Consider the following 10,793-nt stretch of genomic DNA (forward strand, 5'->3'; position numbering starts at 1 on the left):
CATGCGCGTCGGCGAGTGCGTCGGCGGCATCTTGCTTGGTCTCGTAGGCGGCGCGGACTGCGGCCTCGGCGTTGAGGAGCGCCTGACCCGAGAGTCCACCATGCTGCAGGGCCGCGCGAAGGGCGGCCGGGTTCTCCAGCGTCTGGTCGACGATCAGGTTCGAGATGATGCGCGGGTCGGCGTCCGCGACGCTGCCGGAATTGCCGTAGTCGGTGTTCGTGACAGTGAAGCCCGGCCCAAGGTTAATGGAATCGCCGTCGTCATCGTTATTATAGTTTGGCCCACCAGCCAGAAAAATGAATGGCTGCCCGGACGCACCCCAGGTTTCACGCCCTGGGACAATATTGTTAAAGCTACCGTCGACTGTCCGCAGCCCGAATGGCAGCAGCGGGCTTGAAATAAAATCTGTAAGATTTGCTCCAGCTGCATGCGCCTCGGCGATCTGAATTTGCCGGAGGATAAACGACAGATCTTCTTTAACAAGAGTGACCATTATCAGATTTCTCCCCGGAAAAACTCAATCAAATTGCCATGAAAGCATCGCTTCATGACAATCCATACGGAACGCTATTAGGCAGCACTCGAATACGACTCCCGCCTGACAGATTCGTAATCGTTAGAGCTTCCAAACATCTACTAATTCAGGGTTGCATCTGCACCGTTGCGGTGCGGATCAAATCAACTATTTAGTTTTTCAGCCGTAGGCTTCGATCCAAACCCTATGGCTTTCCTGCATATAACGTATCGCTTTCGGAATAAGTGAACACGCGTTCGTTAATTTTTTGTTCATCACATTTCCGAGAGCGGCCGTTGACGTTTTGCCGCCTGGGAACCTGCCGCCCCGCCCGCTGGCACACGACCGAGACCCAACCGACCGGATCGGGTGAGGCCCCGCCGACCGGGCGTCGCAGCCGCCGGGACTCAGCGGCCGCCCTGCACATGCCTCCAGTGCATCGCATGACTGCCGGCACCGCCTTTTCGGAAGGCAGTGCGCCCGAGGCAGCTCCCGCCTTCTCGATGGCCCCCCGGCGGCGCTGGCGTCGACGGTGGGGGCGCCAGGCAGTCCGGGCAGTAGGGATCTGCGATGCGAACACCCGCCGCCCTTCGGCGGATTCTCGCGCAGACCCGGGCACCCCACGGGGGGCAGCGCCCGCGGACCTGGACGGCCTAGGGGCTTGAACATCTGAAATTGCTTGATTGGCGGCGGAGCGCGTGCGCCCGGCTTCGAACCGCCACCGCCCGCGCGAAAAGTGGCACATCGCGCGAACTTCGCCAGGAATTGCCCGGACGGGCCGTCGCCACGCCCATTTCGTCTGTGCAGCTGGCGATGTTGCCTGAGGCGCGGTAGCGATGGTCAGCCAGCGGCGTGCTGGCTGACCATGCGACGTGCTAGAGGATGAAGTCCGTCTGATTGACGGTCGCGACGTCCACACCCGCGAGGAGGATCTCGTCGCTGCCGATCGTGATCACCGTCTGGGAAGTGTCTCCGGTGATCTGGATTTCGACGCCCAGATTGAACTCCTCGACCGTGAAGCCGTAGCTCCGGATGTCGATGCGATCCTGCGTCTCACCCGGCAGGAACGCGTAGCCCTCGATCACGTCGTTGCCGAAACCGGCCGAGAAGACAAACACATCCGCACCGGCTCCGCCGAGCAAGATGTCATCGCCCTCGCCGCCTTCGATCGTATCCCCGCCGAGCCCGCCGACGATGGTGTCGTTGCCGACACCGCCGCGCAGCACGTCGTTGCCGCTCCCGCCGTCGATCTCGTCGTTGCCGTCCCCGCCCACCAGCGTGTCGTGCCCGGCGCCGCCGCTCAGCGTATCGTTGCCGTCGCCGCCGCGGATCTCGTTGGCGAGCCCGTTGCCCGTGCCGACAAAATTGCCGCTGCCGGCGTAGTACAGGCGCTCGAGCGAACCGGTGAGCGTGAAGTTGGCGAGCGTCGTCTCGACCGTGTCGTTGCCGGCGGTGTCGATCACCACATCCAGCACATTGTCGACCACGTAGTAGTCGTTGCCGGCCCCGCCATTCAGCGTGTCCACACCCACGCCGCCATCAAGCGTGTCGTCACCCTCACCGCCGAGCAGGCTGTCGTTGCCAGCCTCGCCGAACAGCGAGTCATGACCGCCCAATCCGCTCATCCGGTCGTTGCCGCCAGCCCCATACAGCACGTTGTTGGCCGCACCGCCGGTGATGACGTTCGACAGGTTGTTGCCGTAGCCCGTGAAGTCGAGCGCGCCGGTGTAGGTGAGGTTCTCGACGTTGGCCCCCAGGGTGTACGTCGCGAGCGTCGTGCGGACCAGGTCGCTACCTCCGCCCGAAACCTCGACCACCTGGTCGCCGACATCATCCACAACATAGACGTCGTTGCCCGTGCCACCCTCAAGCACGTCGGCGCCGATGCCACCATCCAGCGTGTCGTTGCCGCTACTGCCCACGAGCGTATTGTCCGCACCGTTGCCGACGCCGCTGCGGTGTCCACCGCCGGTGAAGACCAGCACCTCGACATTCGCGGCGAGCTGGTGGGTTGCGTTCGAGGCCCTGACGGTGTCGGTGCCACCGCCCGCGCCTTCGACCACGACATCGCCCACGTCACCGACCACGTAAACGTCGTCGCCCGCCCCGCCGACAAGGGAGTCCGCCCCTGCCGCTCCGTCGAGCCAGTCGTCGCCGTGCCCGCCGATGATCGTGTTGGCGGCGCCATTGCCCGTGCCGGCGAAGTCACCCGTGCCGGTGAAGACCAGCACCTCGACATTCGCCGCCAGCGTGGCGCTGGACAGTGCCGTGACAACTGTATCCTGTCCGGCATCGGAGGTCTCGCTGACGACGTCGCCGGCATCGACAATGTACAGGTCGTCCCCGCCACCACCGGACAAACGGTCGGCATCCAGGCCGCCATCGAGGGTGTCGGCACCCAACCCGCCACTCAGCGTATCGATCCCCGCTCCGCCGAGCAGGAGGTCGTCCCCGTCCAGGCCGGACAGGCTGTCATCGCCGTCCTCGCCGTGCAGCGTGTCGCCGCCGTTGCCACCGCTGAGCAGGTCGTTGCCCGTGCCGCCGAGCATGAGGTCGTCGCCATCATCCCCCCGCAACACGTCGTCGCCGATCCCGCCAAACAGCGTGTCGTTGTCGCCGCCGCCGGTCAGGCTGTCGGCTCCTTCCCCGCCCTCCAGCCAATCGTTGCCGACGTTGCCGACGAGCGTGTCGCTGCCGGCGCCGCCTTTCAGCACATCGTCCTCGGTGCCGCCGCTCAGGCTGTCGTTGCCGGCATCGCCGAGAAGAACGTCATTGCCCGCGCCGCCGATCAGCGTGTCCGCCCCCGCGCCGCCATCGAGCGAGTCGAGCCCATCCGCGCCGTTCAGCAGGTCGTTGCCCGTGCCGCCGAGGAGCGTGTCCGCGCCGCCGTCCCCGAGCAGGCTGTCATTGCCGTCGCCGCCGCTCGCGACATCGTCGCCGCTGCCGGCCCTCAGCGTGTCGGCACCGGCAAGGCCGCGCATCAGGTCGGCGCCGCCGCTGCCAATGCGCAGGTCATTGCCCGCGCTCCCATCGATGAGATTGCGCGTTGTCGAGACCGTCAGGCTGAAGACATCCGACGCGCTTTCCTTGCCCCTGTCGGTGACAGTGACGAGGATCGAGAGTGTGCCGATGAAGTCGAGCGGCACGGCGCCGGAGAAGGCGCGGCTGGTCGGGTTGAAGTTCAGCCAGGACGGCAGGGGCCCGCCATCGGCGAGCCGCGCCGTGTAGGACAGCACGTCCAGCGCGTCCCGGTCGCGGAAGGCATCGGCCGGGATGGTGAAGTCCATCGCGCCGCCCGCCAGAGCGACCTGGTCGGCGATCGGATTCTCGAGACGTGGCGCGCGGTTGTCAGGCAGGTCGTCGAGAATAAAGAGGTCTTCTGGAAGGCCGACGAGGCCCGTGTTGCGTGCGACGATGGCCGCGAAGCCCTCCTGGGAGCCGTCGACCAGGTCCTCGTAGAAGTCGAAATCGTCGACGCGATCGAGGTAGTAGAAGCGGTCGGCTTCCTGCAACCGGTCGAACTGCTCGTGCAGGATGACCCAAAAGGTCTGGCCGACCATGCCGCCGTTGATGTGCTTTTCCGTCAGGCCGCCGACCCAGAGGTCGACGCGATCGATGCCCTTCACCGTCGTGCCGTCCACCAGTTCGATGTCCGGATTGATCAGGCGGAAGGCGTCGATCTCCTGCTGCGTCTGCAGCACGAGATCCGGATAGGCGGTGCGGAACTGCTCGATGACCGTGTCGCTTAGGCCGTTGCGCGCCTGGAAGTCCTCCCAGGATGCGTAGGCGGACATGTCGCCCGCGAAGCTCACCGCCTCCCGCACATACGGGTCGGTTGATTCCGCGAGCGCCTGGCGTACCTGGTTCATGGTGCCGAGGCCGACGTCCCGGCCGCGCGCGACGTTGAAGGCAAAGAGGTCGGCGCTGATGCGCACCAGGTCGTTGCGGATGGCGCCGACGATGTTGGCGTCCACCTCCTCGGCCGGTTGGGTGGCGATGCCGGCGATGATGGGGGCCGCGCCGTACTCCGCGTAGCCCGGCTGCGGCTGGTAGCCCATCGCCGCCATCTGCGCGGGCGTGACGAGGAACTCGCCGCCGTTCGTCGGGTTCAGGAAGGCGTCGAAGAGGCGGACCTGCTTGGGCTGGCCGTCCTCCCCGATCACGGTGACGGTCTCGGCGACCAGCGAATGGCCGAACCGGAAGGCGGCGGCGGCGAATTCGTGGGAGATCGCCGCCGACGCATCGGGATTGTACTCGTCGTGGCCGTGCGAACCGCTGCCACGCATGCCGCCGAGCAGCGCATCGGCGTATTCGGTGTAGACAACGCGCTGGTACTCGGCCTCGTTGATGATCTTGGCGGCCTGAAAGACCTGCTCGGCCGTGCCGTCGAAGCCCTGCGCGATCAGGTTATCGACGTGGAAATTGTGGTTCCTCGCCCAGACAGTGTGGATCGACGTGAGGGTGATGTTCTCGTTCACGCGCCCGTCGCCGGCGACGATGTGGTCGAGCGGGCTGATGAAAGGATTCAGGTCGAGCAGCAGCGGCTGGCCGCTGCCCATGAAGTTCTGATAGAGCCCCTGGACCATGGAGGACGTAATGACGCCGTCGACCACGAGGCCGGGATAGGCCTCGCGGAAGGTCATGGCGCCGAAGTCGGTGTCGTTGGCCCAGTGCGCGTGGATAAGTTCGCGCAGCGTCGGCAGCAGGTCGAAGTCTGGATTGGACGGGTCGGGCGCGCCGAAGGCGAGGCGGGCGGTGACGGTGCCATCACCGCCAGGTTCGCGCAGGAAGATGCCAACCAGTTCGTTCGAGCCGTAGGCCTGGTTCTGGTCGACGAAGTTCGAGGTCTTGTTCGTGTGCAGCGGCACGCCGTCCGCGTCGTAGCCGACGACGGTGGCGCGGGTGAGGTCGGCGGGGTTGGTCGACCCCGGCCCGAAGCCTGTGCCCGGCGCGCCAATTTGGATGGTGCCGCTGCCGCCCTTGGCGATGAAGTCGAGCCCGTGGTCGACATACTGGCCGAAGGCCATGAACAGGATGGTGCCGCCATCCGCCTGCTGCGGCAGGTCCAGTTCCTGCGTGCCGATCACGTTGCTGATGGTGCGCGGGTCCAGCCCCTCGAAGACCGGGTTCACCGCGAGGTTCACCTTCACCTGCTGCCCGGTCGCAGGATCGGTCGCGTATTCCGGCACGCCGTAGCGCGCGTCCGTGATGCGGATGAATTCCTCGTCGGCAACGCCGTCCGTCGGGTCTTCGAGATTGTTGCCGATGCCGCTGAGGGTACGCACGCCGGTGACGCTCTCGTCATAGCGCTGGCCGGTGACGAGGGCCTTGAGGCCCGCGAGGTCGCGTGGGGTGAGGGGGAAGGTAGTCATTCCGCCACCACGCCCGCGGCAGCCTGGTTCAGCGCGTAGGCGGCGAGGACCTCCGCACCGGCTTCCAGCATGTCCGATCCAGAAAGCCCGGCATGACGCGGGGCGGTGCGAAGCGCGGCCGGGCTTTCCGGCGCCTGATCAACGACCAGGCTTGAAGCCATCCGAGAAGCGGCCTCCGCAACATTCGCCCGAGTGCCGCAATTCGTGTCCGTGAACTTCAAGCCCGACCCGAAATGGATGAAATCGCCGTCGGCTTCGTCCCTGCAGCTCAGCCCGCCGGCAAGAATTGCAAATGGTTGCCTGGATACACTCCAAATTTCACGGCCCAACACGATATTATTGCGGCTCCCGCTCACGGCGCGCAGTCCGCGCGGCAGCAAAGGGCGGTCGATGATGTTCGCAAGATTTTGCCCGACCTCATGATCATCAAGAATTGGAATCCTTGATTGCATAATTGATCGAATTTTCTTGATAGACGGGGTCATTTTGGATTTCTCCGCGAGCAAAATTCCGCAGTCCTGTCATGAAAGAGTTCTTTCATGACAAGTTATGTGACAGATTACTTATCGTATTTGGATGGTGACTCTTGCCTGACAGATTCTTAATCGTTTGGACTTCCTAGTTTCCACCTATTCAGGGTTGTATCTGCAACGTTGCGGAACAGGGCAACTCAACTATTTAGTTTCTCGGTGGTGAGCCATGCTCCAAACCCTATGGCGTTGCTCGCTATCACGTATCGTTTTCGCAACAAGTGATCACATAAACTTGCTTATGTATCAGTAATCACGTTTCCGTGAATTTTTTGAATCACCCTCGGCGTCGAGCGCTCGGTTAAACCGCCTCGCCGTTTGGAGGGATGATCAGCGTCCAAGAGCGGACCCCTCTGTTGAAGGGGTTCACGTTCGCTCTCGGAGACGCCGGGGGAGTCATGTTGGGGATGCTGATCGTGGAGCTGGCTGGGAAAATCCGTCGGCTCCACGAGATCGAGGGGCCGCGAGACGCGTCCGTCGGTAGTGAAAGCCGGAGGCAGCGAAGGGGTGATGGGCTCAGCGAGGAACCAGGCGCACGCACCGAAGGAGATTGTCGCAAAGCTGCGGTAGGTTGAGGTTCTCGTTCACCGGCGCAGGACGGTCGCCAACGGGGTGCGGACGATCTGCGTGACGAATCCGACCTAGTATCGTGGGCAAACGGGGGCGGTGGCTTGCAGCTTGGCCGGGTCAAACGGCTGAAATAGCTGGAGTGGAAGAACGCGCAGCTGCCCGACAACCTGCGCGGATACGAGGCGACGTTCCCAGCGGCATTGGCCGCGCGTTTGACGAGGGGCGGTGGCGGCGGATGACCGAGGCCGCAGCAACCGCGCGCAGGGGCGCACACGCGCGCGACGCCCGAAGCTTCGCGATCCGACGCATGCGAATCCGCGACAGAGCCCGCGTGCGGTTCGCATGTGGCGAATGAAGGCCGGCGGGTGCCGCTAGTGCTGGTAAACGTAGAACGCGTCAGGCTGGGCAGGGTGTTCGCGGTACCGAGGCTACGCGCTGGCACCCGCCCTGAACGAACGCAGCGTGCTGACGCCTCGGGGGCAGGCGGCGCCTGGGCGCGCGCGACCGTCTCGCGGGTCCTCGCGCGCTTGGCCAGTCTTCTGGGCAGCTAGCCAGCACCCACACCGAACTGTTGTGCCGCAAGGTTATCGCCGCCCCATCCCTGCGGCGCGGGATACCGTTCGATCGGCTGCGGCAATTCGCGCAGCCAGGGCGGCCGTTCATCCGATGGCCCACCGCGCAGCATCGGCACCACGGCGCGCTGAGCCGGTCCCGAGCATGCCGTCGCGAAACAAAGCACCGCTGCAACACATACGCTCAACACATTCATCTGGCGCATCGTCATCATGACATCACCCGACCCACCGGCGTTACGGCGCCAGTGTCCTCGTGAAGAACGCGACAACTTCAGCGTTGAAGTGCCTGATGAAGGCGCCCCGATCGAAACCTGGCGCGCTCTGGCAGATCGCGGGTGCAGCACGCGCCAAGGCATCGGGGCAGGGTCCGAGGAAATCGAAATGCCCGGCACCGGCAACCGCGTGAACCTCTGGCGGACGAGGCAGCGCCGCACGCACTGGTTCAGCATACACGCGCGGTGGGAGTATGACATCGTCCTCGGCCTGCCAGAGCTGCACGGGCAAGGTCACCGACATCATGCCAGCTGGTGTGAATGTGAAGCCGAAGGCTGGCGCAGCGACGACGATCGCGCGAAGCCGCCCGTCACGAATGAAGGAAGGGCGATTCATCGCGGAGGTGCCTGCTGCCGCAATCTGCCCGTCGCGACGCGCGCTGGCCATCAAGCGGCAATCGTAGAATGCTGGATTTGCCTCGCAGTGCGGTGCAATGCGGGCAAGGTCAGGCACCCCGCCAGCGGTGGTGAGCACGGTGAAGCCGCCCGCTGAAAATCCAAAGGCGCCAATGCGCGCCGGATCGATCGTTCCCGGAACCCAATGCGAAACCATGTAGTCGAGAACCGCCGCAAGGCCGCGACTGCGCCCGGCCACATCGGTCGCGCGTGACTGGTCGCGATGGTTGTCGCCTGTATGGGTCGGCGCGGCGACGACGAAGCCAGCCTGCGCGAGGGCAAGGGCAGTATCGGCATGGCTTGCGAAGTTGCCACCATTGCCGTGAGAAATGACCACCAGCGGATGGCCGCGCCCCAGCACCGCGGCTTGCGGCGCGACGTCCTGCATGAACAGGCCTACGGCGGCGGAGCGTGAGGGTGCATCGCTAGGATACCAGACGGCGACCTCCAGCGCAGGCTCCGCTCCGTCCGGCACATGCAGCGTTGTAAAGCCAACCGACGTAGCGCCGGACTTCCCCGCCAGGAGAAGCAGCACACCGAGCAGCAAGACGCGCGCGATCTTCATGACGGGACCAGCACCTTTCAACGGCCCAAGGCCACACGAGCAAGCCAAGCGGCGGCAGGGGCGAGTTTACGAGAGCATCTACGCCTGAACGCCACACCGGAGGGAGATTTTAAGGCTTTGCCCGACCAAAGCGATCGCCGAATGGCTGGACGCGCAGGCGTCTTGGCGCCGAGCGCATTTCGCGCCGGTGTCGCCTGTTCGCCACCGACCGACGCTCGTTGATCAGTGTTGAGCAGATGCGATGCGTCGACGCGCTGTGCCCGGCGACCCGGCGGCGCTGCCACTGGCCAACGGCGGGCGAGCATTCCTGCGCCGCGGACGGGGCGCATACCGGCTCGTGTATGCCGCACAGAACCAAGACGCCATGGGGCACAGCCATGGCCGTTGGTCGCCCCTGCCCCCATGCTGCCGACGTGAAGCGCTTGAACCTGCTGGGGAACTGGCGGCGGGAGTGCGCCCGGGTTCGAACCGTCGCCGCCTGTCGAGCGGACGCCGAGGCCTGCTGCAGCGGCGGGAACCGGGGAATAAAATTCTCTGGGTGCCATGAGACGCATCCCGCCGGCTGAGTCATTTTTCGCTGGCCAACCTTGAGCGCTGGCTCGGCGGGCTATCTCACCTCCCTAACGTGCTGGATACAGCCGCACGCTGGGCATGCTGAAGCCGGGAGATCCCGTCTGGGTGAAGGTTCGCGACTACGGGTTCGTCGGCGTCGCCGCCGTGACCGGCACGCCGGAGCCCGCGCGCGACGTCAAGGTCCGCAATGAGGCCGGCGGCCTCCTGCCCGTCCTGGATGCCGTGAAGCCGGGTTCCTTCCACAGCCAGTTCATCGACGATCTCGAGAAGTGCGAGTGGTTCGTGCCGGTAGATTGGCTCGAGACGAAGCCGCAGTCGGAGGCGGTCTAAGAGATCGCCCTCGGCGGCAACCCGAACACCGCGTGCCGGTCGACAACGCCGACGTGGCGCCATACGGGCGAGACGCTGAAGTTGCGCTTCCCGCAGCATAATAGCTGATGCGGCGCGGCATCGGGCCTCAGCGCGAAGGGATCGTCGGTCCTGATGGGTGACGGTCACCAGATCCAGATGCTGCGCATAGAGGATGTGCGCGAACCGGGATAACCGCTTCAGCTGCAGCCCGGCCCGCGCGCGCTGTATCGGCATGACGGGCAGGCCAGGATCGACGACCGGACCCTGCTGCCCGATGCGGCCATGTCCATGGACAGCGCCATCGAGCTGACGGGCAGGGCACACTCTGACGGTTCGACCTGGCGCGCCGCCCGCAGGGCTGGACCCGACCACACGAGGAATTGCGAGGCTGCTGCTGGCCCTGCCCCTGGCACGCGGTCCGTCCCTGCATCGCGTCCTTCGCCTCGATCGGTTGGACTTTATGCCGGGACGGGGCTCGACGATGTAGCGGCTGCGAAGAACGCACGTCGCGCCGGCACAGTCCACGGTTGAAGGACGAACATGAATACGCGCTCAGCGTTCGTCGATGCAGACTCGCGCCGTTCCTTCTACGAAATAGGCGCTGGCGTCTGCCGACGCGCTCGGACTAGCGTTTTGATCACGCTTGCCGGGCCGAGCGGCGGACCGGTGCGGGAGGGACGAACAAATGGCCCTGCACGTCGTCGATGGCGCGCTGCTGGCGTGCAGCTTCGGGGCCATGCCCTCCGCGCTCGGCGTGACGCCGGAGAAGCGGTCCAGCATCGGGACGCCGGCGGCGAACATCCTCGACCACCTGCCCACGAAGAACATCCGCCCATTCGGCATGTGTTCCGCGCCGACCAACCCACAGGTCGCGGCCGCGACGACGGCGGCAGCCGGCGTGCTGACGCCGCAGCCCTGCATTCCCTGCACCACGACGCCCTGGACGCCCGGCGTGCCCAAGGACCTGCTCGCGGGCGCGCCTGTGCTCAACGACACCTCGACACTGGCCTGCATGTGGGGCGGGGTGATCACCGTCACCGATGCGGGTCAGAAGACCAGCCATGTTCCCTGAACC

Annotated in this window: 7 protein-coding genes; 3 read left to right on the forward strand and 4 right to left on the reverse strand. The window is 65.1% G+C overall.

The window, feature by feature from the left end:
* Nucleotide 1: 1 nt before the first annotated feature.
* Nucleotides 2-397, forward strand: coding sequence for a hypothetical protein (locus tag MWM08_RS19690; RefSeq protein ID WP_244408217.1), 396 nt, complete (start codon nt 2-4; stop codon nt 395-397).
* Between the two features lie 992 nt (nt 398-1,389).
* Here the strand turns inward: MWM08_RS19690 and MWM08_RS26445 are convergent.
* From MWM08_RS26445 to MWM08_RS19720, 4 genes are all read right to left on the reverse strand, one after another.
* Entirely contained in the window at nt 1,390-5,886 is a 4,497-nt protein-coding gene (locus tag MWM08_RS26445; protein ID WP_279323210.1) for a peroxidase family protein, read from the reverse strand.
* Nucleotides 5,883-6,371 carry a hypothetical protein gene (locus MWM08_RS19710; protein WP_244408218.1) on the reverse strand — a complete coding sequence of 163 codons (489 nt, stop codon included), beginning with the start codon at nt 6,369-6,371 and terminating at the stop codon, nt 5,883-5,885. Before MWM08_RS19710 ends, MWM08_RS26445 begins: the two co-directional genes overlap by 4 nt.
* 1,162 nt (nt 6,372-7,533) lie before the next feature.
* On the reverse strand, nt 7,534-7,773 hold the full coding sequence (locus MWM08_RS19715; protein WP_244408219.1) for a hypothetical protein: 240 nt from the start codon (nt 7,771-7,773) through the stop codon (nt 7,534-7,536).
* Nucleotides 7,774-7,795: 22 nt separating this feature from the next.
* A complete protein-coding gene (locus tag MWM08_RS19720) occupies nt 7,796-8,794 on the reverse strand; it encodes an alpha/beta hydrolase family protein (RefSeq protein ID WP_244408220.1) in 999 nt (332 codons plus the stop codon).
* Between the two features lie 651 nt (nt 8,795-9,445).
* On the opposite strand from MWM08_RS19720, the gene MWM08_RS19725 reads away from it, so the two are divergent.
* On the forward strand, nt 9,446-9,697 hold the full coding sequence (locus MWM08_RS19725; RefSeq protein WP_244408221.1) for a hypothetical protein: 252 nt from the start codon (nt 9,446-9,448) through the stop codon (nt 9,695-9,697).
* Between the two features lie 706 nt (nt 9,698-10,403).
* Entirely contained in the window at nt 10,404-10,790 is a 387-nt protein-coding gene (locus MWM08_RS19730; RefSeq protein WP_244408222.1) for a DUF4280 domain-containing protein, read from the forward strand.
* Nucleotides 10,791-10,793 lie beyond the last annotated feature (3 nt).

It is taken from the genome of Roseomonas fluvialis (assembly GCF_022846615.1).
In the GTDB taxonomy this organism is placed as follows: Bacteria; Pseudomonadota; Alphaproteobacteria; order Acetobacterales; family Acetobacteraceae; genus Neoroseomonas; species Neoroseomonas fluvialis.

Bases quoted from the DNA above. Each gene is read 5' to 3' on its own strand.
- MWM08_RS19690 (WP_244408217.1), top strand. From the start codon at position 2: ATGCGCGTCGGCGAGTGCGTCGGCGGCATCTTGCTTGGTCTCGTAGGC.
- MWM08_RS26445 (WP_279323210.1), bottom strand. From the start codon at position 5,886: ATGACTACCTTCCCCCTCACCCCACGCGACCTCGCGGGCCTCAAGGCC.
- MWM08_RS19710 (WP_244408218.1), bottom strand. From the start codon at position 6,371: ATGACCCCGTCTATCAAGAAAATTCGATCAATTATGCAATCAAGGATT.
- MWM08_RS19715 (WP_244408219.1), bottom strand. From the start codon at position 7,773: ATGATGACGATGCGCCAGATGAATGTGTTGAGCGTATGTGTTGCAGCG.
- MWM08_RS19720 (WP_244408220.1), bottom strand. From the start codon at position 8,794: ATGAAGATCGCGCGCGTCTTGCTGCTCGGTGTGCTGCTTCTCCTGGCG.
- MWM08_RS19725 (WP_244408221.1), top strand. From the start codon at position 9,446: ATGCTGAAGCCGGGAGATCCCGTCTGGGTGAAGGTTCGCGACTACGGG.
- MWM08_RS19730 (WP_244408222.1), top strand. From the start codon at position 10,404: ATGGCCCTGCACGTCGTCGATGGCGCGCTGCTGGCGTGCAGCTTCGGG.